The organism is Alteromonas sp. MMG017, assembly GCF_018100795.1.
Lineage (GTDB): Bacteria > Pseudomonadota > Gammaproteobacteria > Enterobacterales > Alteromonadaceae > Alteromonas.
Genome location: NZ_JAGJDY010000002.1, coordinates 52097 through 76778, shown reverse-complemented (window position 1 = coordinate 76778; position 24682 = coordinate 52097). Strand labels below are relative to the sequence as shown.

Genomic DNA, 24682 nt, shown 5'->3' with positions numbered 1-24682 from the left:
TAAAAAAAAGTTAACCACTTCATAGTATATTAAAAATGTGGCAGTAAATTGATAATGTCAAACTTACAGAAAAGTTGGAAGTGTTTTCAACGTAGTATCGTTGGTGTAATAGTTAGCACTTATATTTGGCATGTTTCATGAATGGCATTCTGAATAATACTTGTAGAAACCGTATACAATAATAGTAACCGTATATAGCCTGAACATTAATTACTACTATGCGAATATAGTTAATAAGTCAGCTTAAAAGATAGCTTATAAAGAAACAGCTGCACAAACAGTTAGGTTTTAACCCAAACCCCTAGTGTTCGCACCAGTTATTCACAATAGAGCAAAAGTGCTACTAGTTGTAATGTTGTAATTTTACTACAAAACTAAAATCGAGCTGTGTTAATATTAGCATTAGCATTTAGTCTAAAGACAAGGATAATGACGTTTCATGCTGAAAAGTAACCGCCCAGTGGTATTTATAATTAATTCCCTTGAAGGCGGTGGCGCTGAAAGGGTAATGGCAAAGTTGCTAGCAATTATGGAAGATTACTTTTCCCACGCAAACGTACCTGTTCACCTTGTACTGTTAGATACCCTTGAAGAAAGCCAGCAGTGCCCACCATATGTTACTAAAACGGTGCTTACCAGTAATGGCAGCCTTAAAGCCGGTTATCAACAGCTAAAACCACTGCTTAAAACCTTAAACCCGCAAATATGTTTCAGCTTCTTAACCCGTAGCAATTTCTTAAACATTGCGATAGCAAAATCGTTAGGTTACCGCGCCATTATTAGCGAGCGAGTGAATACCACTAGCCATTTATCAGGCGGTTTAAAAGATGTTGTAAGCCGATTTTTAGTTAAGCTTTTGTATAAGCGGGCTAACAATGTTGTAGCGGTGTCTGAGGGCGTAAAAGCCGATTTAGTTGAAAATTATGCGGTGCCTGAACAAAAAATTTCCCTTTTATATAACCCGTACGATATTGCCCAGCTTCATGAGCTTGCGAGTGAAGAGGTAACCGACATTCCCAAAGCCCCATACATTATTGGGGTAGGGCGGTTAGTTAAAAACAAAAACTTTTCATTATTATTAAATGCCTATGCGAAAGTCAATATAGTTGAAGACCTGGTTATTCTTGGTGTAGGCGATGAAGAAGCCATGCTTAAAGGGCTAGCAAAAACACTAGGCATAGCAGATAAAGTACATTTCTTAGGCTTTAAGCCAAACCCTTACCCGTACGTAGCCAAGGCAGAATATTTTGTTTCAACCAGCAATGCAGAAGGTTTTCCCAATGCCATAGTGGAAGCCATGTGTTTAGACAAGCCGGTTATTGCGACAAATTGTGAATCGGGTCCCGCAGAAATTATTGCTGAACAATACCCTTACCAAGTATCTGGTGCCAGCGAAGAAAAGAATGGCATACTGTGTGAGTTAAATAACGCTCAAGGTGTTGCCGATGCATTGGTGTTATTCAAAGGTAGTGCTAACAGAATGCGTTATGTAGAAAAAAGCCAAGCGTGTGCGCAACAGTTTTCTTATGCAGCTTTTCATAAGCGTGTAAGTGCCATTCTAGAAAAAGATGACTAACTAATTATGTTTGAAGCAATCAAACTACTGGTAGGGGTGGTAAGCCTAATATTGGTTTATAGAACCATTACCGGTAACTGCAATAAGTATTTAGCCTTTGCTATATGTGCAATTTGGCTACGTTACTTCTTATCTGCATTTCATACTATTACTTACCCGTCTTTAGTGGCTGGTTTTTCAATTAACGCATTGGGAAGTATAGGCGTAGCGGGGTTGGGCTTACTGCTAATTCCTACTGCAGTGTTTACGTTAAAAAAACTGTTTCCTTTTTATGTGTTTTTTATTGCCATTGCAGTAAGTGGATTCGTGAATATGCAAATTCCAGGCACCATCAATGTACTGGTGAAGTGGTGTTATTTCTTGGTGTTGGCAGGTGCGTTGTTTTTGTCTATCAGAAGCCAAGGGCAGAATGAAACGTTTAAGAAGCTGTTGGTAGCGTTTGTAATGCCGGTAACGCTTCAAATATTATCGATATTATTGGGCCAAGCAAAAGCGGCGGAGGCGGATGGATCTACAAGTTATATTGGTGGTTACAACCATGAAGCAGCTTTTTCTATGATAATTGTAAGCTTTGTATTTGTTGTAGGTCTTACAGAAAGAAATTCTATTCGCTTTAGGACCAGCTTGTTTACACTATCTATTTTTCTTCTTGTTTTAGTTAACTATCGAACCGCTATTTTAACTATATTGCCGATTGCTGCGGTATTTTATTTTACCTTGGTTGAGCAAAGGTTAAAGCCATCTCAGAAAGCGCCGGTATTAACTATTGTAATCATGTTTTTAGTTACCGCTTTTATGTTACTTTCTTTTACGATGCGTGAGCGCTTTGCAGACGTTGGCTTATTAGTCAGTAATTTAGATATCATTTTCAAAGCGCCAATTTATTTTAGTGAAGCAGAAAAAGATATCATGTCGGCCCGCGTGTTCATCTGGAGCCAATATATCGACGCATTTGCGAATGCTAATATGCTAAACCAATTGGTAGGGTTTGGGCCTGATTCTTGGAAAGGTGTGTTTGCGAAATACGCGCATAATACTTACGTTTCAAACTTGTATGAATACGGTATTTTGGGCTTCACTGCGTTTATTTTTATGTGCGTAAATTGTTTGCTACAAGCTCTCAAAATTGCCAATAAGGGGCTATCTAAAATAGTTGCCTTCTCTATTGTGGGTTTTTTGATCATGAATATGGCAACCATGCCATTGTGGAATATTGAAGGGTTAGTATTTTTTGCCATTTTGATAGGCGTAGTGTTTTCAACAGCAACGTCTAAAAAACCGGCTGTTTCTAAAGTACATGCCAGAAAAGCAAATCATGAGGTTCGCGAGGTAATATGAAGATATGTGCAATAGGTTTGCGTGGAATACCTGATGTAATGGGGGGAATAGAGTCTCATTGTCAACAGTTGTACCCTCGTATGGTTGAAAGTGGTGTATCGGTTACAGTAATTGCACGCTCTCCTTATGTGAACCAGAAAAAGTATACTTATAAAGGCGTTAACGTAATAAGTGTATGGACGTTACAACATAAATTTTTAGAAACGTTTATGCATACTTTCTTTGCTATTTTATACGCTAGGCTATTTGTACATCCAGATGTGATTCATCTTCATGCTATTGGCCCTGCTTTGTTTACCCCACTGGCTAGATTGCTAGGAATGAAAGTAGTAGTTACCCATCATGGTGCAGACTACGACAGGCAAAAATGGAATGGACTGGCAAAATTCATACTTAAAACTGGCGAAAAAATGGGTGTGCTTTTTTCTAATAAAATGTTTGTAGTAGGTAAAACACTTACTGAAAGATTAAAAGTACAATTTCCGAAGCAAGCCGATAAAATTAGTTATGTACCAAATGGAATGCTTCCATCCTTTACCGGGGCAATAGATGCAAGCACGCTTCCGAAAGAACTATCTATATCTTCACAAAATTACATTCTGACAGTGGGCAGGTTAGTACCCGAGAAGGGCTTTCACGATCTTGTTACCGCTTATAAGGCTTCGAGTACCCATTTAAAACTTGTGATTGTGGGTAAAGCCGATCACCAAGATGAATATGCTTCTTCTTTGGTGGGCGAAGCAAGCGAAAATATAGTTTTCGCTGGGCGAAGATCGGGTGATGAATTAAAAGCATTATATAAACATGCGAAAGTGTTTGTTCTGCCTTCATACCACGAAGGCTTACCTATTGTAGCTTTAGAAGCCATAAGTGCGGGTGCGCCAGTTTTGTTAAGTGACATTCTACCGAATAAAGATATTGAAGCACCCAAAGACAGTTATTTTCCCGTTGGCGATACATCAGCATTATCTGAAAAGATAACAAGTTTAGATTCCCTAAATTTAGACTTAGATCAAAGTGCATTTTTATATGAATTCAATTGGGACAGGATTGCGGAAAATACTATTTCACTGATTAAAATGATTGGCAAAAAAGGTGATAACCAATGAGTTTGAAAATCTCAGTAGTGATAACCACCTACAACCGCCCCGACTGCTTATTAGAAGCCCTAGATGGTATTAAAAGCCAAAGTTGTTCGCCGCATGAAGTTATTATTATTGACGACAATTCAAGCTGTTCGTATGAAAGCGTAATGCCTGCTATTAGTTCATTGAATGCAAAGTATTATAGGCAAAGTGTTTCATGTGGTGCGAATAAAGCCAGGAATTTAGGCGTTGAATATTCTAGTGGCGATATCATTGCCTTTCTTGATGACGATGATATTTGGTTACCGGAATATTTAACTACTTTAAATGAAAAGTACCAAAAAGGTGCAGATGCTTGTGTTTCTGGCTTTAAGCAGCTAGGCAAAGAGGAAGTAGTTGTAGTTAATAAAGATACATTAGTTACCAAATCTTCATTGTTGCGAGGAAATACCTATTGTGGAATGAGCGGCTTTAGTGCTAAGCGTGAACTATTACTGCAAAACGCTTTTGATGAGTCGTTGAATAATGGGCAAGATTGGGACATGTACGTTCGACTGTTCCAGTTAGGTGTGACGTTTGTAAATGTGCCTACCCCCATTTTTCTGTATAGATTTCAAAATGAAGATGGTATTGGTGCAAAAGTACGCAAAATGAAACCTACTGATATCGACAAAAGGCTTGGTTCAGCTTACAAACATAAAATTTTTCTCGGTGATTACTGGTTTAAGAAGCGGGTTTGCGAACAAATTTTGTTCTCTTTAAAACATAAAAACGCTAAGGTGGTGTGGGTAAAAAAAGCTATTGAAATGGCCGGAATACGAGCAACATTAGTTTTCTTCATTGCTGCAATCAAGCGTAAATTACTAAACACTCCTATGGATATTTAACTTTACAATGACATGTTTTACAACAATTGGTAAGTATTAATATATAATGAAAAAAATTTTTTTTGAACCAATCACACACAGTAACCAATTTATTGAAATAAACAAAAATATTTTGGAAAAAATTGGTTACAAACCGGTCAAGTTTTCATTAAAAAGTATCATTTCTAATCTTAAAAACAGAACTCCATTAGTTTTAAACTGGGTAGAGGATCAACCCTATCGAAAAGATATAGGAAAACTCAAAGCTTTTTTAATAACCGTTAAATTTCTAGTTTTAATTGGATTGTCGCCAATTTTTTCCTCCAAAAGGGTATGGATAAAACATAATTTTAAGCCTCATAACTCGGTTGGAAGTTTGTTTTACTATAATATAATCTGTTTTTTCTTAAAATTTTTCCAATTTGAGAAAGTATACTTGGAATCGTATTTAGGTGGCTCGAGTATCATTCATCCACTTTATTTAGCGGATGAAAAGCTAAGTAGTAAAGTTAGTGTTGTTCAAAATACTTCTAAAAATAAAGCAAAAAAAGTTCTATTTTTCGGAGCAGTAAAAAAATACAAGGGTTTACACACACTACTAGAAGAATGGCCGCCTGAAATAGAGTTAATCATTAGAGGGAAATGTGTGGATTTATCATATGCTTCCGAACTGATGGAGATCATAATACGAAGAAAACTTAATGCAACTTGGGTGAACGGTTTTGTTTCTGACAGTGAATTAGAAAATTTACTTGAGTGCACAGACTTCATAATCCTACCTCACGAAGATGAAAGTATGATTTCTTCAGGTACTTTCTATCACGCAATATCTTATGGCTGCAATGTACTTACTAAACAGTCTCGATTTGCACTTGCAAAATCAGAGAGACATAACTTTGTAAATGTGGTCGATTTCGCTGAGCTTAATCCACTTTATCTCCAAGAAATATATATAGACAGAAGCCGTGTTATTGAAAGCTCGCTGGCTAACTACTCTAGAGCAAACCTTCAGTCCTGTTGGGCTAAAATCTTAGACTGATTTCGGAAAAATTAAAGTTGAACGTTAAAAAGAAAACACTCACGGGCTCGCTGTGGAACGTTGTACGAACTTTTACTATAAGCTTCATAGATCTTTTCGTTTATATGTACCTGGCAAGATTACTTACTCTTGAAGAGTTCGGAGTTCTCACTTTTTGTTTGCTGATAGTTGAATTTGCAAACATGTTGACAAATGTTGGAGTAAACCAAAATTTAATCCAACGTAAAGAATGGGATTTAAGTTATTTTTCGAGTGTATTTACATTTGTTCTTTCGGCTTCAGTGGTACTTACATTTTTACTAGGTTTAATTGGTGGGGGAGTTGCTTTTTATACCCATTCGAAGCTTGCCGCTTTGGTGATACTGTCTCTCTCTATTTTACCAATACTTGTAGGCCTTCAATCTATTTTTTCTGCAAAAATGGAAAGGGACTTTCTTAACAAGGAGATTACAACAATAAAAGGAAGCGCTGCGGTGTTTTCAGGCTTGTTAACTATTACTTTAGCATATAATGGAATAGGGCTTTGGTCAGTAGTTGTCGGTAAAATAACTCAACATACTGTTGTGCTTATTTGGTTTTTTGCTAAGGCAAAGTTAAAAGTCTCACTTAGCATAGAGCGTTCACATTTAAATGAAATTACTTCTTTCTGTTTACCCTTATTTGCTATTGCGGTGATTAACTTTTTGCACGGAAAGGCATCAAATTTATATGTGGGTTTAGTGTTAGGGGCAGAAAAATTCGCATTAATTTCTGTTTCGAAAAAAGGAACCGAAGTTCTTAGCCAATTATCGATTACTTCAATTAATAAGATGATAGTACCTTCGATGTCACGCGTTGCGAATGAAAAAAAAGTTGCAGCTTTCTATAAAGTGCTGCATTTCACCTCATTGGTAGTAATACCGAGTTTTCTGGGGCTAGGTGCAGTTAGTGAGAAGTTCATACTTCTAACCTTTGGTGCGAAATTCTCAGAGAGTGCTATATTCCTTCAAATTACAACATCAATGATAATAGCTCAAACCCTCACATGGTTTTTACCCAATTTGTTAATATCTGAAGGAAAAACTAAAGATGCCCTGCGATTGAAGCTTATAAGCGTCATTGGAAGTGTCCTAGTTTCAGGTTGTACAGTTTGGTTCGGTGTCGAAGTTATGCTTATTTCAATGACTGTAGCCTCTTATTTAATAATGCCTATTATTGTAAGTGTAGTTAAGAAGCACTACGACATTGAACTAGGAAAGATGATTAAACTCTGTTTACCATCAATAATTTCAAGCTTCGTTATGATAACGGCAATAAAGGTTGCTGAAGTGTACTTGGATTTATATAGTATCCCTTTGATTTTTGATCTACTTGCGCTCATTTGTGTTGGTGGATTAACTTACGCTATTGTGATTATGATATTCTTTAGAAGTAGCGTGGGTGAAGTAGTTGGTTTATTGAAAAAAAATCAATAAAGCCTTTTTAATTTTAAGTGTCAGTATATTTTACAAGCTTGACGTTTATAGGTGGTTTTATAATTCCATAAAGTTTCAAGTCTATGAATGTTAAGGTTTTTTGTTTTTTGGCAAGGTATTTGCTTTGTCTTGGTTAGTATTAGTTGTTAATTTAGGACTTAAAATGAAAAAGTATTTGTTGATGGCTCTAGCTGTATTCAGCTTCAGCAGTAGCGCAAGCGTAATTACATTGGATATGAGTCAGCCGTTCGTCAATTATGGTAACCAGTTTACAGATGGTACTGTGGTAGCAAGCACTGATAGTACATCACTTGATATGTTCGGGAACAATTGGGTTGCTTTTAACGGTCCTTATGTAATCGATAGCAGCACTATATTGGAAATTACGTTTTCTTCATCATCAATCGGTGAATTACACGGTTTCGGTTTCGATAATGACACTATTTTTGATACGTCAGCCGATTATAACAATGGCGGTGATAGGTATTTTCAGTTAGCTGGAAGCCAAACTTTCGGTGTTCAGGATTTTAATACTTATACAACAGAAGGTTCTACGGTTACTTTTACAGTCGACTTGGGCAACTATTTAACTGGCACATACAACTATTTGGTTTTCATTAACGACCAAGATCAAAATGGTGTTGACGGCCAGTCGCTATACAGTATATCTACTACAGATAGTAGCTTTGCTCCTACTGCGGCACCTTCAGCTCCTGTAGCCACAGTGAGTGAACCAGGTGTTTTGGGGTTGATGTTTGCTTCAGTATTATTACTTGGCGCCTCAAGAGCACGTAAAGCGGTTTAATTAGCTTTTATGTAAAATCCTATTCGGTAATAAAAACCACTTGCCCCTAGTTGGCAAGTGGTTTTTTCTTTGTGGCTAATCGAACTAACGTATTTGTCTTTGCTATTTTACCTACAGAATTATTTTCCATTCCCGTTCCCCATTCAGAAAATTAAGATATTACAATACTGCTTTGTCGACTAAAAATGCACGATGTTATTCTATTAAAAATTCGCCAGCGGAAAAGATATTCAGGTTGTACTTTTATCGGCAAAAATGATTAGAGCTTAGATAAGCTGTAAAATAACTAAGCCCTAATATTTTTATTTTGAATCATTAAATCTTGAGGAACTAATAAGGAAGTTTTGGCCTGTTTAAATACAGGCTAGTGTGTCGGGGTAAAGTGGGAAGTATTAATGCAACAGTAGAAGGTAAAACCAGTAACAGACTTACTGGTTTTACTAAAGTAATTTTAGTATTTTTACTGAAAGCGATCGAATGGAAAACTTGCAAAAAGTGCCAATTGACGTTCATGGAGGTCAGGAATTGGCTGTGTAGTAAGGTCTAAACATTCCTCTATAGACTTTCCTATCGCAAAATCTTTCCGGCCAGTACCCTGATAATAATCGTTATATTTGAATATGTTTTCCCCACTACCTGAGTCGTAAAACACTGCTGGTATGCCAAATGCTTCTGCCAGAACAATTCCATGTAGACTACTCGTAATTACTTTCTCAGCATTGCATATTTGAGAGATAAAGTTTGCGGGTAGCTGCCTTGGTGAAACAAGTTGACTCTCGTAAGCACTATAAATTTTGAAGTCATCATTTAATTGTGGAATTACGGCAATCCCGTTTTTGCGTTGCTTACCTACTGTATTCAACAGGTCTTTAGGGTAAAGGAATGGTGCTAGTATACCAGGGTCACCAAATACCTCAGGCACCTCTATATTCTTAGATTCTAGGTACTCTTTGGTCAAAGGGCCACGTACACTTCTCACATCTAATTTAGAGAAGGTATGTTTATTTTCATCAATTTTTCCGTTTCTTCCTGTACCCCAAATCACATCATTATCATTCGCAAAATGAAGTACCGATCCGATGGACAATATTTTACCTGTATCAATATCTAGTGGATGTTTATCTCTAAGGTTTAAGGCATATAAAACTGTTTCATATGCCAAATAGTCTCCGATGTTGGGCTTCTTGTCTTTAGGGTTCCAGAAATACACCTTGTTCTGTAGTTTCAGAGCACTTTCGACTTTTGGGCTACCTTTTATACGTTTAAACACTTATATTCCTTAATTAAATCCGTTTTACGATTTTACTAAACCTTGTAACGGTGGTTACTTCGCTGTTCTTCCATATCTATCTGAAAAACGAACAATGTCATCTTCACCTAAGTAAGCGCCTGACTGGACCTCAATAAGCTCTAACGGGATTTTGCCGGGGTTCTCAAGCGCGTGGACGGAACCTATTGGAATATAGACAGATTCGTTTTCAGTTACTAATTTGGTTTTGTCGTCTATGGTGACGTTCGCGCTACCAGAAACGACTATCCAATGCTCTGCTCTGTGATGGTGCATTTGCACCGATAGTTTCTCGCCGGGTTTAACAGTGATTCGTTTAACTTGAAATCGCGATCCGTTGTCGATTGAATCGTAGCTACCCCAAGGCCTAAATACTTCACGGTGAAACTCAAATTCGGGACGTTTGTCAGATTTTAGTTTACTGACTACATTCTTAATACTTTGAGCATCATTTTTATGCGCAACCATTACTGCGTCTTTAGTTTCAACCACAATTACATCATCCAAGCCAATGACTGCTACTAGTCGCTGCTCAGAGTTAACGTAACTATTTGTGGTGTTTTCCAAGATAGTATCGCCGATAGTAGCATTACCATTTTCGTCTTTTTTAGCGGTTTCCCACAGTGAAGTCCAACTTCCCACGTCAGACCAACCAGCGTCTAAAGGCACCATGGCTGCGCTAGTTGTTTTTTCCATCACGGCATAGTCAATTGAGTCGTCTTTACAGTTAGAAAAAATATCTTTATCGACTCTGATAAAGTCTAAATCGGGAGTTTCAGATTCAATTGCTTGCTTACAAACTTCTAAAATTTCTGGGCTGTATTTTTCCAACTCTTCTAAATATCTACTCGCTTTGAACATGAACATACCACTATTCCAGTAGTAGTTACCGGATGAAATATATTCTTTAGCTATAGATAATTCTGGCTTCTCTACGAAGCTGTCTACTTCGAAGCCTACTTCTAGTGAACTTCCAGATTTGATATAGCCGAAGCCAGTATGAGCTTTAGTAGGAACTATTCCAAACGTCACTAGTTTCCCTTTTTCTGCAAGTTTTTCGGCTTGATTTATGGCTGAATGAAAAGCTTCGTTATCTTGTATTAAGTGGTCTGCGGCTAGAACGAGTAGGGTCGGGTCTTCACCAGCTTTTATTGCGTGTATTGCAGCTAAAGCTATTGCCGGCGCCGTATTCCTACCGACAGGCTCCAGAAGAATCCCGCCATGGATGATGCTCTTTTGTCTTAATTGCTCCGCGACGAGGAATCTATGTGCTTCGTTACAAATAAATACAGGCGCTTCTGTGGGTTTGTCACCTAAACGAGTAACAGTATCTTGTAACATCGTATTGGCTGATGTTAACGACAAAAATTGTTTTGGTAGCGCCGCACGAGACTTCGGCCACAAACGGCTTCCTGTGCCGCCAGCTAAAATGACTGGTTTCATTGATAGATTTCCTTTTTAGAGAGTATTAACTGAATGTTTTACCAATATTATGAAGTGTTCGAGGAAGATTTTGAACTTTTAATAAAAACACTTCATAGCTACGTGTTAACAAGAGAGCTATATATTGCGTAATCTATCCTACTAATATTTTGAATTTTACTCATTATATCTTTATTTTCATACAGGTTTGATGATGCTGTCTTATTGGGACTAGAATTTTTACTATCTATTTTTATTCTTGTCTGAAAATGTGAGTTAAATTTGTTTTGCCACTCGTCTAACTTTTCTAGAGTTCCAGATACAGCAAAACTCTTCAAGTTAGTAATAGCGGAGGTAATAGCTTCGTCTTCGTTAGCAAAAATTTCTTCGGCATTATTATATTTCGAAAAATATCTGGCGTATGTGGTCGCAGAATGCAGTGCTGCAGCAGACGCTAGATAATCCTCTATTTCATCACTATGCCTCATCCAATCAGATTCTTTGTATTTGTTGTAAACAAACTCAGATACAAATCTTTTGTTAGGGTCTCGTAGGATAGTTACAAAATTCCAAGTATCACTGAAGTTATCAACAATTTCAGGTCTCGCTCTACAATGACCTGTCGTAAATCGTTTGTACTTGTCGCTAAGATGAAAAGCCAGCTGCACTTCTCGAGCCATGATCATATCTATATCTAATAGTTGAGCACTTATTTTGCTAGCTTTAAGATCTATATGGCTACTTATCCTAGTAGCTTTAAAAATACTAGGGTATAGAGAAGCGTGAATTGCGTTCGATAGTGACACCCCTGCACATTTGGGTATATGACAAAAAAAGACTTTTGGGTAACGTGATAGAAAACTTTCAGCATTTTGTTTTATTAAATTTCGCATTTATGCTTTACCTTTAAGTGCATTGCTTTTATTTAAATTTTATCTAGTTAGTTAACCCGATTACGATATCTTTGCCTTCATCGGTATAATTCATACCAACAATTTTTTTACTTATTCTCAACTCTGAGAATGTAACCGAGCTGTTATTCTTTTCTTGTTCTATATCGTTATCCAATATAAACACGATATAGTTGATTTTCCCTGAATGGTATTTACCAGCTTCTATAGTAATTTCCCCGTAGTTATCGTACCCAACTAATTGAGTCAGATTATTTCCATATTGTTGTGAACCACTAAGTCTAATAACTTTGGATGCGGTAAGTGAATTATTTGTTTCTAGTGCAATACCAACAATTTCAGCTTCACCGATAATCTCATAATTTAAAGACAATATAGTGTCATCTTCGATAACATATTCAAACGGGAGCTTATACCAAATATTCCCACTGAGTCTGATACTAGATTCATTCTCTACATCTACATTGCCATATTGAGTTTGGTTATCAAATGACGAAAGCTGTTCTTCTTTAATTTCAATATTAAAGGCAAGCGGCGTGCCAGTTGAATTATTATCCGATAATCGACTAAAGTTAGGCACCAAATGTGAATCAGAGATAGGCAGTACGATGCTCGGCTCATTTTTCAGCCCGTAATTAAAGACCGTGTCGGTAGTTAATGGGTGGGTAAGTAAGCTATCGGACGCTACATCTAAGTTTGGTCTACCTATTTTGGTATTAAAGATAACATTGTTTGTAAATTGCGACAGGGGTGATTTTTCTTTATCGAAAATCCCAAGTCCAACAGCATTATTAAATAATCTATTGATTATTATATTATTGGTCGCTTCTACCCAAAAGGTCCTGTCGCTGCTCACGCTTGAGGCCGCTATCCCGTTTCTATCTGTAATAATATAGTTTTCAAGTATATATGTTTTTCCGGCTGGCTTTGACAGCAACCCTCCTGCTTTTATGGCTGCCCATTCTTTACCAGTTTCATCGCCCAAGTCATGTATGTAGTTGTGAAAAACATAGCTCGGTCCTAACATATTAGGAGCAATACTTATGCCAACATAGCCCTGTGTCATCTCATTTTCATAAACTAATACATTCCGTTGGCCGCCATCTATTTCAATCAGATCATCATTTGCGTACGCTAAATAATTCCCATATATAGCGGAGTCACGTACAAACCCACCAGTTCTATATGCATTTTTTCGACCTTCAATTACGTCATTGAACCTGTTTGAGTCGGTGCCGAAGAAGCGGTTATTTCTTACAATTATCTGTCCACGGTAAACTTCTTCTGGGTGGTATGCGTAAATCTGTAGAGCATTTGGCCCTTTGGGGTGGCCAAAGCCCCAGTGATTCGCTTTACCATTTGGGTTCTCAATAATGCAGTCTTCAATTACTGATACCCCTGTTTTTTCTAAGTAAATTCCTGAGTCGTAATTAATAGGTGAAGTGCTTTCGACAGACTTATAACCAATACCACCTCTATAATCATTTGCTACATTTCCATACTCAGATATGTCACAACCTTTGATCCATATATGATGAGTTTTATCTGAGTAAACCCCATATCTTTGCCCACCTTTAATAGTGAGATTTTCAAGCATAATGTAAGCTTGGGAGCCGATGTTTACAGCCGACAGGAACTCGTCAGAAGCAGTTATAACCGGACCGTCACCAATAATTTTTGCGTAACCGTTTTCATCGCCGTGTATATTTAGTGCTTCTAAATCTAATTGACCTCCGTTGTATATTTCAGAAAGGTAATAAATTTTCTCAGGATCTATCGGGGGAGAATTAGGGCGCGTTTTAAAATCGAAAAAGTACTGTTTTTTAGTGTCGTGGTAATCAGTTACTAAGATTTCAACCTCATATTGGGTATCTGGCTCTAGATGTACAATGCTTCCTGAAAGTGCACCGTATATCGGCTCCCATGCAAGCTCTAATGCTGGAAGCCATTTATTATTGCCAACTTTTCTGTATTTTACTTCACTCGTACTATCCTCGTCTTGCCCGTAAATTACTAGGCCAACTGAGTGTATAAGTGGGGTGGCACTATTTTCCATGCCTGTGGCAGAAGCATCCAATACAATTGTTGGGTCTAGTTTATTTTCAACCGCGATTGCTAACAGGCTACTTTCGTCAATTAGGTTCTTTGCACTCGCGTAAGTCAGAATTCTATACGCATCTATTGGGAACAAAGAAACAAGGGTTGAAATTGACGAAGGTGTATCATCCGTATAAGCCAATTTCTCTGAAATTTCATTTCCCCGATATTTGTTCTGTACAACTAGCAATAATGTTCCTGTTTTATATAAGTGAATAATATTATCGTTGTGTTTCGAGATAATTACTTTAGCCGACTTCGACATCTTCATTCTTGATAGGGCAGTAGTTAAGTCGGTTTCATTACTCGCTTTGCTCGCAGCAAGGTGAGCTTGAATTACCGCTCCCAATTGGTTGTTAACGGAGTTACTTTTTTGAGGGGGATTCGACACTGAGCAAGATGCTAGTACCACCACCAACGCTATAATAAATAAAGAGAATAACTGTCTGTAACGCATAGAAAGGGATTCCATGAGAAAATCCTTAGGCTGAGTCGAAAAAGAAAAAACACGTGTGTTCTGGCGCGAATAAACGTATTTTTACGGAAGAGACTTATAGTCTAGTAATACGATTTAAACTACACAAGCGATTAGTCGGAACAAAAAAATTGCTAACTTCGTTTTTATATAACTATTTTATTATTTTTCTTTTTTATGCATTAGCATTATCTAAGGCTGGTTCTACCAAAAATTACATCTGATAAGGTGGGAAATTAACACTCAGGATGCGCAAAAATGATGGCTTCATCATCCAGACGGGCGACATGCACACCTGACTCCAGCTAAAGTTTTCAAACTGTCGCACTACCCGAAACTTGCGAGAGAGAGGTGTGTTCGAACTACTAATTGAATTTATAAATGTTTTATTTAAGAGTCATGCGTTTTCTTATAAGCAAACCACAAAAAATGATCATAATCATCCAAGTACTTGGCGAACTCACCCTAACTGCATTAACACTAGCCAATGTAAAACCTAGTGTGGAATCAATATTGCGTTCGAAGCCGCCAGCGGCAGGGTAAAAGCTCTCTCTTACGCGAAGGGTGCCGCTACCTTTCTGGTTATCATCAGTGACGTCTAGGTCAATCCACGAAAAGGGCTGCGAGAAGTCGGGTTGTTTGTCGAATAGTTCAGTTTCTTCACTAAACACCAAAAAGTCATTAATTAAGTCAAAGAAATAAATGCTTAAGTTGTAAGTTGAAATGGTTTCGCCTGCCGAGGTTTTCTCTGAAATTCTCGCAAAATCGCCAAAAGATTCACCATCGCCAATTGGGCCGCCGTCGTAGTCGGGGCCGTTATACATCTCAATGTGCTCTTCAGGAAAGAAGTCATCCTCAAAAGCGTTGTAAATGCCTTGGTTGGCTAGGGTGTAAGTGGTGCTGCCCTGGTTGAAATTTGTACTACATGTTTATTCAAATCGCGCTGAATTAATACAATTCTGCCGTCTCATATTTGTTTAGTGTAGTTGTTAATATTTCTTGAATTATTAAACATCATATGTTTACATTGATCGCAATTGTGCGTTGGGTGATGCAAGCATATAAGCTCCTTAACTACGCACTAAATCGAACCAAAAGGTACAAATAAATTGTTTTCAGCAGCGGTTATTTTAACTGTATAGCCGTGCCGTTTATTTAAAGATTAATTTAGTTATCGGTAATGAGGTGTTGTCCATGCCAGAAAAGTTTACTCACAACAAAACAGAAGTTGATACGTCTAAAAGCCCTAATGTAAAGCTCAAGCCTATTTCTATGGGGGATTGCAAATGGACTGACGGATTCTGGGCCGAGAAAACGAAGTTATGTGAAGAGTCTATGATCCCCTATATGGGCAGTCTGTTAACCGGAGAGGTTGGTCATGCACTAAACAATTTTAAAATTGTGACCGGTGACTACAATGGCTCATTCAATGGCGAATATTGGCACGATGCTGATTTCTTCAAATGGATGGAAGCCGCGTGTTACATGTATGGTTTAAATAACGACCAAAAGCTCTTGCAAGAAATCGACGAAATTATAGACATTATTGCAAAAGCACAAGAAGACGATGGTTACCTTCACGCCTATATCCAAATTAATGGTATTGAACACTTTTCTAATCGTAAGTACCACGAAATGTATAACTGTGGTCACCTTTATACGGCTGGGTGTATTCATTACCGCATGACGGGTAAAACAAACTTTCTAGATATTGCCTTGAAGAATGCCGATCTTTTAGTGGCTAAGTTCGGCCCTAATCCTCCAGAACTTCGCAGATTTGGTTTCAACCAAACTCAAATAATGGGATTGGTTGAACTTTACCGCACGGTAGGAAATAAGGATTATCTCGAACTAGCTGAGCAATTCATTAATAACCGTGGTCAGTCGGAAATGGTTCACGACTCAACAACTGTTGGTTACCCCATTGGGGATATGGTTCAAGAACGTGTGCCACTTCGTGAAGAAACCGAGGCGGCTGGTCATGCAGTATTAGCGCTCTATTACTACGCTGGTGCTGCCGACGTGTATGCTGAAACCGGCGAAAAAGCGCTAATTGATGCGCTAGACCGATTATGGGAAAACGTAACGCAGAAAAAGATGTATGCAACTGGCGCTGTGGGGCAAACTCACTATGGCGCGTCGCCGCGTAGAGATATGATTGAAGAAGGCTTTATAGACGAATACATGATGCCCAATTTAACCGCCTACAATGAAACCTGTGCAAACATCTGTAATGCAATGTTTAGCCAACGGTTATTGGGTATTCATGGCGAGTCTAAGTACGCAGATATAATGGAGCTTGTACTTCATAACTCTATGATGTCTGGTATTAGTGTTTGTGGAACTAAGTATTACTACGCGAATCCGCTTCGTAAAATAATTGGTGCGCGTGATTATGAAAACATGAATACGGAATCACCCGATCGGGAGCCTTACCTTTTCTGCTTTTGTTGCCCACCAAATCTTGTTCGTACGGTTGCTAAATCTTCTCTATGGGCATACAACCTTGCCCAAAATGGAATTTCGGTAAACTTGTATGGTGGCAATAAGCTAGAAACAACGCTGCTTGATGGTTCAACGTTAAAACTAACGCAAAGCACCGAATACCCATGGGAAGGGCTAGTAAACATTACCGTAGATTCATGCAAAGCAGACGCGTTTGATATTATGTTACGTATTCCTGAGTGGTCTAAAGACAATAGCCTTAAAATAAATGGCAACGCTATCGATATACCGCTAGTTGCAGGTGAATTTGCCACTATTTCACGGGAATGGAAAGCGGGCGATACCATAGAGCTAAACATGCCCATGCACATTAAATTAATTGAAGGCCATAATCGTATTGAAGAAGTACGTAATCAAGTTGCGGTAAAACGCGGCCCCATAGTTTATTGTGTTGAGTCTCCTGACTTGCCTGAATCAGTTAACATTACTGATGTATATCTTCCAAGTAACGCACCATTCACCGCGCAGAAACAGGCTTCGTTGTTAGGTGGTGTAACAACAGTTCATGCTGATGTGATGTTGCGCACAGATACTACGAAAGCTGCTTCTAACGAAATGTATCGTGATATAACACAACCGGAATTTAATAAATATTCAGCGCAGTTTGTACCTTACTTTGCATGGAGTAATAGAGGTGAAGCTGAGATGAGTGTATTTATGCCTGTGATTTGGCAGTAATAAGGCAATCGCTAAACGTGAAAATTGAGCCCGCTTATTCAGCGGGCTTTTTGTTTTCTGTTATCTGGAAAAGAACGCGTTATTAGTAGTGAAAATTACGTGATAAGACTATACATATGATGTTTGCTTATGTAGTATTAATGGTATGTTAAAAAATAGATAATCAGATGCGCATAGCTACTAATATTAACGTTAATAACAAATAGCAATGTGTACTTACATTAGGAACTGAACCATGAAACGCCAATTCAAGGTTGCCGCATTGGCACCGCTTATGATGATTGGTGCCGCGTGCACGCAAGTAGAAAATGTTGAAAACATGTCACCAAAGACTGCGCAAATAAAGCGGTTAACTAATGCTAGCAAGTTAGAAATAACAGCGCGTAGCAAAATAGACGCTCTTGAAACTATGATGGACCAAGCCAAGTCTAAAAACATTGATGTTACGCGCGAAGAAGCAGTGGTTTGGTTTGCCAACCAATTTTTAAAATTTGCAAACTGGGACCAAGCCAACCCTGACGCTATAGAAGCCGCGTTTGGTTACGAACGGCACTTTGCTCCGAATAAAAAGAAACTTGCTGCTGACCTTCCCGATTTTGAACGTCGCAAGGTTATCGATATTGTTGATTCGGCTATTGAGCAGCTGGGCAAAGTACTTCGCAATGAAATTACGCGTCGGCCTGTGGTAAAGGTAGATTGGCAAGATACCAAAGCGGCTGACGATATGTTTGTTAGTAATGGTAAACCTATATTTTTATATGATTATTTTTCAAAGTCTGTAGGGCAGCCTCTCGGACAACCAGATGTTTACAACGATTACTTAGGTGCGTTGTACCATGGTGGAGAAAATTTGTATCCGGTAGATCACGACCGTGCTATCAATTCATTTTTGGTAAAAGAAGATGGTTCGTTTGATGAAGATTTGCTTAAAGAGTTAACAGAAATACCCAACGATAATATCGGCTATTTGGTGGCATGGTTAATGGGAATACCAGAATGGGTAGAAGCCAAAGAACCAGAAATAAGAAAGGGGCGTTCGCTTTTCCAAGGGTTCGATTTAGATAATCCACTTGCCCGTGACGTCTGGAGTAAAATACTTCGTAAAGCGGCAGAGGTAACAAAAAACAAAAAGGTTATTGAATTAGGGTTTGTTTTAGCAAACGAGCCGCACTGGTATTCAGAATCTGGGCATTGGACGGGTAACTATGAAGAGATGCAAGAGATATCATCTTATACGTTAGCTGAATTTCAAGGTTGGTTGAAAAAGAAATATAGTAATAATTTAAGCCAGCTAAATGAAAACTGGGGCACTAGTTTTAATAGTTTTGCAGACGTAAATATTGAAATTCCTATTAATGCTGATTTACGCGGAAAGCCAATCTGGTTTGATTGGAACCGCTATAACATGTACCGCGCTACGTCGTGGTTTACCTTTATGCAAGACGAACTGCATGCGGTTAATCCAGAAGCTGATACCCATATAAAAATTTTCCCACGTACTTTTTATGAAGACTCGCGTTCTCATGGCATCGATATAGAAGCCTTAACTGAACTTACTACTATGATTGGGCATGATGCAAAAGCGTTGGGAAGCCCAAGTATTCGCCCGCACATTTCGTCTGATTGGTGGGAAAAATATACCTACAAGTGGGACGGTATGAGTATGATCCACGATTTTACCGAGTCGGTATCGCCTCATAAAATTAACGTTAATTCCGAGTCGCACTTCTTGTCTTCAGGTCAGTGGAAGATTATGGAACCACGGGTAAGCTACGTGCGTAACGTTTATTGGTTAGCAACACTTCAAGGTATGGACGCCAATATGGGCTGGTTCTGGATGCGTGATCCAGATGGTTCACCAGAAGACCGTCTAGAAGGCGAACTCAATTTCTTCGACCCTGGACTTGCAGGCGCGTTTGCCGGTTCAAATAATATGCAGCCTCATGTTGCCAACGAAGTCACGCAAGTGATGTTCGACATGAACTCGTTCTCTGAAGAAATAATAGCGCTGCGTAAGCAGTCTAGGCCCATTCGCCTATTTTATTCTGAAACGTCAGCAATTAATGTCGAAGATTATATGACCAAGCAAGGACAACTGTATAAATCTATGTTTTTTGAAGGTTTCCCTTTAGGTTACGCCACCGAAAATATCATCAAGAAGCAGGATAATACGCTTTGGGATACCATAGTAATTTACAACACCCCCCATGTAACCGATAGCGAGTTTAATGCGTTGCAAGCGTATTTAAATGCCGGTGGTTCGGTGGTAGTTGATGCCAAGTCGTTGATGTTCAACGAATACGGTCAGAAGCGCACTAAAGCACTTACGCCTGGGAAGGGGAATCTTAAACTCTTGGCGCCAGATAGTGGCATTAGCACGCTACAATCTGCTGCGCTCGAGCAAGTTAACCCCACTAGCTTGCCTGATATCAAATTTGATATAAAAAGCCCGCTATCACACAAAACCACCATTACTCGTGTAGCGCATACTGAGGGAAGCAAATATCTTGTTAACCTTTTAAGTGTTGGACATGAACCAGTAAATGTCTTGCTTTCACACAGAAATGGGGGAAGCCTGAAAGTAACTAATTTGATGACCGGTAATGAAGTGTCACCCTCGTTTGTACTGGCTTCTGAAGAAGTACTTTTATTAGAGGTGGAATGGATTAACTAATTAAAAATGGTGCCCCTAGTGGGCACCTTTTGTTTTACATCTACCGCTTAACAAGCACATCACTTTGTGATGTGTTACGTTTTTCTTCTCTTTTCAAGCTCTTATTGTTCTCCTCTTATAAACCTTAATTTAAATTCATGTTTATTTAGTGTTAAATTTATATTGATCATACAAACATAGTATGTTTAAAATTGTATTATCTTTTAGGGTTGTTAATGTTTCTTTGGGTGCGTCTTAAAAAAGTGTGTTAAAACCATCCATCAGAACATGAATACGCTAAGTGAAAAACACAGTGAAATTTATATAGGCTTGTGGAACAGATCATGAAAAACAGTAGATATGTTAGTGGCGTGAAAAATACGGCGATAGCGTTAGCAGTAGCACAGTCATTTTCCATTGGAACGAGCTTCGCGCAAAGCGTCGATGGTAATGACAGTAGCGTAGAAGTTATTGAAGTAAGAGGAATTCGGGCTAGCCTTAGCCAAAGCTTAGCCAAGAAAAAGAACAGCGATGAAGTGCTTGATAGCATAGTTGCAGAAGACATTGGTAAGTTCCCAGATACCAATGTAGCTGAGTCGTTGCAGCGTATTCCTGGCGTATCTATTGATAGAGCGGGTGGCGAAGGTGCACAAGTTACCGTTAGAGGGTTCGGGCCTAGTTTCAACTCTGTTTTAGTCGAAGGTCGACGCTTGGCTACTGATACGGCAGGAAGAAACTTTCGTTTCGACTTGTTGGGAGCCGAACTTATAGGGGGCGCTGATGTTTATAAGTCTGCTCCTTCTCATTTGCAAGCAGGTGGCATAGGCTCAACCATTGATTTACAGCTTCAACGTCCACTGAGTATAGGTGAAGAAAAAGCAGTATTGAGTACACGTGCTGTTTATGAAGACAACTCAGGCGATGTAGCCCCACAATTTTTCGGGCTTTATAGCAATACGTTTGATGACAATAAAATGGGCGCTTTGGTTTCGCTGTCTTATCAAAAACGTAAATCGGCGCAAGACGCTGTGACGAGTGGTCCTTTTGTTGGGCCAGAAGTTAACGAAGAACAGGCTTCTGTTTTGTTCGCTGATGGGGAAGGGAACGGCGCAGGGCGCTATATTCATCAACAGCAAATTCGATACGCTCGTCAGTTTCAAGATCGTGAACGCCTTGGTTTAACAGGGGTGTTCCAATATCAACTTTCTGACACGGCTTTGTTAACGATGGACGGCTTGTTTAGCCAATTTGATATTTCCAATCAAACGACTCACAACTTCATGTTTAATGAACGTGCTACCTACAATAATGCCATTACAGACGAAAACAATGTGCTTGTTGCTTGGGATCAAATTGGTCGCCCATTTCAAGCTGCTGTAGAAGACAATCGTGTTTCGCAAGTATGGCAGGTAGGGGCTAATTTAGAGTGGGATATTAGCGATAGCTTAATTGCTACGGTCGATTTGTCTTATTCTGAAGCTGAGGACGATTCTGCTGGAGATGACTTTTTCTTCGTAGTAGCGGGTCCAGAAGCGGTGCAACGCTATGATAATACACAAGGGTTAGACGCCCCTTTATTTACTAATTACGAATTTGAACTGGCAACCAGCGATCTTAATGGTGACGGTCAAATTAACAGTTTAGACCGTGTAGTGGGCGATCAAATTACCGCGCCTGATCCCAATGATACGTATTCATGGTTCGGTACGCGAGAAGGACAAGGTAGTAGCGATGAAATTTTAGAATTGCGTACCGACTTTGAATGGTATTTAGATAAAGGGGTACTTGAGAATGTGACTTTCGGTGCGTATTACGCAGATCAAGAAAAGTCCCGCTCAGACGCGCGTACGCCAGGTGGTGGTAATGGTATTAACAATGCCTATCTACAAGGTCAGATTCCACTTCCTGCTGAATTATTTACGCTACGAAACAACGATAATTTCTTAGACGGCATTAACCTAAATGCACCGTCTCAATATTTAGCCTACGATCCTGAAGAGGTTATTGCCTACTTGGAATCGGACGCAGCACTTGCTCAGCGTGATCTCCTAAATAACCTACCGTTAGGAACGAGTGCCATTCGGTTAGGATTAGACCCTTCAAATCCTCGCGCTGATGGAGGGGTTGGATTCAACGCAATAGACGTACCACGAAACGCTTTCGTTATTGGTGAAAAAACAATGGCTGCCTATGCTAATGCCAAGCTAACCGGTGAAGTCGCTGACATGGGGCTAACGGTTAATGTAGGTTTCCGGTACACCAAAACAGAAACAACATCAGAAGCTTTTGCTGAACCGTTTGCCACTATCTTTCCCGACCCAACTAGACCTGACGTATTGTTGAGTACTCGATTACCGGCTCAATTTATTAAGCAGACAGAAGATTACGACGAGTTTCTTCCTTCTGTTGCTGCAAGACTAAATGTAACGGATGAGTGGGTGTTAAGAGCTTCTTATTCAAAATCTTTAACCCGTCCGAATTTGGCTGACTTAAACCCTGGCATTAACACGGCACCAGAGTTGCGACTTTCTGACTTAACGGGGTCATCAGGTAACCCAGATCTCGACCCGTTTGTATCAGACAACATAGACTTGTCGATTGAATACTACTTCAACGAAGCTTCTGCAGTAAGTGTTGGTTTCTTTAGAAAAGATGTGTCAGCGTTTATCGCACAGCAAGAGCAACGAGAAGCGATAACACTTCCAGCGGGCAATCGACTAGATGAAGTTACCGAGGATAGAAGCAATATTGAAGGCGATACAATATTCTTAAATATTAATAGACCACGAAACTTAAACTCTACTGTGGTTGACGGTATCGAGATTTCGTTTCAGCATGTATTCGATAATCTGCCAGGGCTACTTCAGCATATTGGTGTTAGCGCAAACTTAACTTATGTGAACTCTGACGATGAAGTAGGTAATGAGCTTATTGATGCTGCCGTTGCGCTTCCAGGCCTTAGTGATTCGCAAAACTTTGTGCTTTACTACGATGACAGCACAATCGAGGCACGGTTGGCTTATAATAATCGAGACCGTTTCTTTAGCGGCCGCCAAGGTCCAGAGCCTATTTTTACTGAAGATTTCGACCAGCTAGATGCACGCGTGGCATGGAATGTTAGTGAAAAATATCAAGTGTTTTTAGAGGCTACGAATTTAACGAACTCTTTTGTTAAGCGTTCGGGCAGATTTGAAAGTCGATTTGGTGGAATTGAAGATCCAGGTGCAAGATATGTCATTGGTGCCAGAGCTATATTTTAAGCTAACGTATATTTAAGTGGTAACATAAAGCACCTCAATTGAGGTGCTTTTTTTATTTCGGATGAGCGATAGCGGAATTGCTCAGCAAATCCTTCAGTGAAGAACAAATCATGAAGGCCATCACGCAACATGAGAGCCAGCTTCATAGGGTTGCATCAATAATTGTGGGTCGGGAAGTGCGGATAAAATAGGGGCAGACAGAACAAGAAGTTAAGTTGCTACAGTAGCAAATGTCTGCTCAACTTGTTTGACGCTTTACAAGCGTAGGGCGGAACTGGTTGGTTTGAATAGTCTGTTTTTCAATTCGATGTACTACTTCATGTAGCATTTGGTGAAAGGGATACTGAACGGTGGTCAGCTTAGGGTAGCTTATTGTGGAAATCATATGGTTTCCAAACCCAATAACCGTGACTTCGTGAGGTATGTTAACTGCCAGTGCTTTTAACGCTTCAACAACACCGTATGCAGAAAAGTCATTTTCAGCAATAACAAAGTCTGCGCGCTTAAATTGCGCTTCGTGTTTCATTACTAATTCTATCGAGCTATCTATATTGCATAGGTCTATATGGAATGTCTCAAATTCTATGTTGTGCTTACTTCCACTTAATCTTCCTATTGTGCCTGCAAAGCGTTGCGAACTGGCATGGTCCATTTTAGTTGAGTGAATAACAATTCCGTATTTGCCGCCGTTTTTAAGAGCTTCAGTTGCTTGCAAAACGCCGGCTTCTAAATGATTGAAAGTTACGTTTTGAAACGGTGAAGAGGTAAGTTGTCGGTCAATACAGAATAAATGGGGGAGTTTTTTTGCCCAACTATTTAATGTTTGGGTTGTGGCTCTTGATTGACATAAAACAATGCCAGAACAATAGCTTGCATTCATATTTTGAATACATACGCCTTCTTCGAGTTCAGAATGGGCGGTCTGCGCTATAAAAGCAGGAAGTGGAGCTGCTGTATTTTTCTGACTTATGCCAATAAACGCATGGCAATCAAAGGAAAAGTGTGGGTAGATAACGCCCAAAGACGAAACACGACTTCTCACTAAATCCCTAGCATAGGCATTTGGTTTGAAGTTCATTTTATCAATTACGCGCTGAATCTTAGTTTTCGTTGAACTTTTTACTTTACCGTTGTGGTTTAAAACCCTAGAGACAGTGGCAATTGAAACGTTTGCCAGCTTAGCAATATCCTTAATCGTAACCGTTTGAGCTACCATCTTTTCCCTCCTTT

At 39.2% G+C, this 24682-nt stretch carries 16 protein-coding genes; 10 read left to right on the top strand and 6 right to left on the bottom strand.

The features are described from left to right. The first annotated feature begins 439 nt into the window (after positions 1-439). The 7 genes from J8L84_RS02710 (at position 440) to J8L84_RS02680 (ending at position 8163) form a co-directional block, all read left to right on the top strand. Positions 440-1576: a glycosyltransferase gene (locus tag J8L84_RS02710; protein ID WP_211069356.1), complete on the top strand. Its 1137-nt coding sequence runs from the start codon at positions 440-442 to the stop codon at positions 1574-1576. 6 nt (positions 1577-1582) lie between these two features. Beyond that, entirely contained in the window at positions 1583-2914 is a 1332-nt protein-coding gene (locus J8L84_RS02705; protein WP_211069355.1) for an O-antigen ligase family protein, read from the top strand. Beyond that, positions 2911-4023: a glycosyltransferase family 4 protein gene (locus J8L84_RS02700; protein ID WP_211069354.1), complete on the top strand. Its 1113-nt coding sequence runs from the start codon at positions 2911-2913 to the stop codon at positions 4021-4023. Before J8L84_RS02705 ends, J8L84_RS02700 begins: the two co-directional genes overlap by 4 nt. Continuing rightward, on the top strand, positions 4020-4886 hold the full coding sequence (locus J8L84_RS02695) for a glycosyltransferase family 2 protein (RefSeq protein WP_247670535.1): 867 nt from the start codon (positions 4020-4022) through the stop codon (positions 4884-4886). Before J8L84_RS02700 ends, J8L84_RS02695 begins: the two co-directional genes overlap by 4 nt. Positions 4887-4932: 46 nt before the next feature. Further along, the gene (locus J8L84_RS02690) at positions 4933-5904 is read left to right on the top strand and encodes a hypothetical protein (RefSeq protein WP_211069353.1); all 972 of its coding nucleotides are present in this window, start codon (positions 4933-4935) and stop codon (positions 5902-5904) included. Positions 5905-5921: 17 nt separating this feature from the next. Then, positions 5922-7358, top strand: coding sequence for an oligosaccharide flippase family protein (locus J8L84_RS02685; RefSeq protein ID WP_247670534.1), 1437 nt, complete (start codon positions 5922-5924; stop codon positions 7356-7358). Positions 7359-7521: 163 nt separating this feature from the next. Further along, the gene (locus J8L84_RS02680; protein WP_211069351.1) at positions 7522-8163 is read left to right on the top strand and encodes a hypothetical protein; all 642 of its coding nucleotides are present in this window, start codon (positions 7522-7524) and stop codon (positions 8161-8163) included. 460 nt (positions 8164-8623) lie between these two features. On the opposite strand, the gene J8L84_RS02675 is transcribed toward J8L84_RS02680, so the two are convergent. The 5 genes from J8L84_RS02675 to J8L84_RS02655 form a co-directional block, all read right to left on the bottom strand. Further along, positions 8624-9433 carry a polysaccharide pyruvyl transferase family protein gene (locus J8L84_RS02675; RefSeq protein WP_057792525.1) on the bottom strand — a complete coding sequence of 270 codons (810 nt, stop codon included), beginning with the start codon at positions 9431-9433 and terminating at the stop codon, positions 8624-8626. 54 nt (positions 9434-9487) lie between these two features. Then, the gene (locus J8L84_RS02670; protein ID WP_211069350.1) at positions 9488-10894 is read right to left on the bottom strand and encodes a mannose-1-phosphate guanylyltransferase/mannose-6-phosphate isomerase; all 1407 of its coding nucleotides are present in this window, start codon (positions 10892-10894) and stop codon (positions 9488-9490) included. Positions 10895-10992: 98 nt separating this feature from the next. Continuing rightward, a complete protein-coding gene (locus tag J8L84_RS02665; protein WP_211069349.1) occupies positions 10993-11766 on the bottom strand; it encodes a sulfotransferase family 2 domain-containing protein in 774 nt (257 codons plus the stop codon). 43 nt (positions 11767-11809) lie between these two features. Next, positions 11810-14353 carry a right-handed parallel beta-helix repeat-containing protein gene (locus J8L84_RS02660; protein WP_211069348.1) on the bottom strand — a complete coding sequence of 848 codons (2544 nt, stop codon included), beginning with the start codon at positions 14351-14353 and terminating at the stop codon, positions 11810-11812. Between the two features lie 389 nt (positions 14354-14742). Further along, a complete protein-coding gene (locus tag J8L84_RS02655) occupies positions 14743-15180 on the bottom strand; it encodes a hypothetical protein (RefSeq protein WP_211069347.1) in 438 nt (145 codons plus the stop codon). Positions 15181-15550: 370 nt separating this feature from the next. On the opposite strand from J8L84_RS02655, the gene J8L84_RS02650 reads away from it, so the two are divergent. The 3 genes from J8L84_RS02650 to J8L84_RS02640 all read left to right on the top strand — a co-directional run bounded on the left by J8L84_RS02650 (position 15551) and on the right by J8L84_RS02640 (position 23452). Then, a complete protein-coding gene (locus J8L84_RS02650; protein WP_211069346.1) occupies positions 15551-17539 on the top strand; it encodes a beta-L-arabinofuranosidase domain-containing protein in 1989 nt (662 codons plus the stop codon). A gap of 235 nt (positions 17540-17774) precedes the next feature. Further along, positions 17775-20213, top strand: a complete 2439-nt coding sequence (locus J8L84_RS02645; RefSeq protein ID WP_211069345.1) for a glycoside hydrolase family 42 — start codon at positions 17775-17777, stop codon at positions 20211-20213. A 323-nt stretch (positions 20214-20536) separates the two neighbouring features. Next, positions 20537-23452 (top strand): TonB-dependent receptor, encoded by a 2916-nt coding sequence (locus J8L84_RS02640; protein ID WP_211069344.1) that lies wholly within the window; start codon positions 20537-20539, stop codon positions 23450-23452. A 238-nt stretch (positions 23453-23690) separates the two neighbouring features. Here J8L84_RS02640 and J8L84_RS02635 read toward each other — a convergent pair whose 3' ends face one another. Further along, positions 23691-24668 (bottom strand): LacI family DNA-binding transcriptional regulator, encoded by a 978-nt coding sequence (locus J8L84_RS02635; protein ID WP_211069343.1) that lies wholly within the window; start codon positions 24666-24668, stop codon positions 23691-23693. Positions 24669-24682 lie beyond the last annotated feature (14 nt).

Excerpts from the sequence above, each read along its gene's own strand:
- J8L84_RS02705 (WP_211069355.1), top strand. The coding sequence starts at position 1,583 with ATGTTTGAAGCAATCAAACTACTGGTAGGGGTGGTAAGCCTAATATTG.
- J8L84_RS02700 (WP_211069354.1), top strand. The coding sequence starts at position 2,911 with ATGAAGATATGTGCAATAGGTTTGCGTGGAATACCTGATGTAATGGGG.
- J8L84_RS02680 (WP_211069351.1), top strand. The coding sequence starts at position 7,522 with ATGAAAAAGTATTTGTTGATGGCTCTAGCTGTATTCAGCTTCAGCAGT.
- J8L84_RS02650 (WP_211069346.1), top strand. The coding sequence starts at position 15,551 with ATGCCAGAAAAGTTTACTCACAACAAAACAGAAGTTGATACGTCTAAA.
- J8L84_RS02660 (WP_211069348.1), bottom strand. The coding sequence starts at position 14,353 with ATGGAATCCCTTTCTATGCGTTACAGACAGTTATTCTCTTTATTTATT.
- J8L84_RS02635 (WP_211069343.1), bottom strand. The coding sequence starts at position 24,668 with ATGGTAGCTCAAACGGTTACGATTAAGGATATTGCTAAGCTGGCAAAC.
- J8L84_RS02670 (WP_211069350.1), bottom strand. The coding sequence starts at position 10,894 with ATGAAACCAGTCATTTTAGCTGGCGGCACAGGAAGCCGTTTGTGGCCG.
- J8L84_RS02640 (WP_211069344.1), top strand. The coding sequence starts at position 20,537 with ATGAAAAACAGTAGATATGTTAGTGGCGTGAAAAATACGGCGATAGCG.
- J8L84_RS02710 (WP_211069356.1), top strand. The coding sequence starts at position 440 with ATGCTGAAAAGTAACCGCCCAGTGGTATTTATAATTAATTCCCTTGAA.
- J8L84_RS02665 (WP_211069349.1), bottom strand. The coding sequence starts at position 11,766 with ATGCGAAATTTAATAAAACAAAATGCTGAAAGTTTTCTATCACGTTAC.
- J8L84_RS02655 (WP_211069347.1), bottom strand. The coding sequence starts at position 15,180 with ATGTATAACGGCCCCGACTACGACGGCGGCCCAATTGGCGATGGTGAA.
- J8L84_RS02690 (WP_211069353.1), top strand. The coding sequence starts at position 4,933 with ATGAAAAAAATTTTTTTTGAACCAATCACACACAGTAACCAATTTATT.
- J8L84_RS02695 (WP_247670535.1), top strand. The coding sequence starts at position 4,020 with ATGAGTTTGAAAATCTCAGTAGTGATAACCACCTACAACCGCCCCGAC.
- J8L84_RS02645 (WP_211069345.1), top strand. The coding sequence starts at position 17,775 with ATGAAACGCCAATTCAAGGTTGCCGCATTGGCACCGCTTATGATGATT.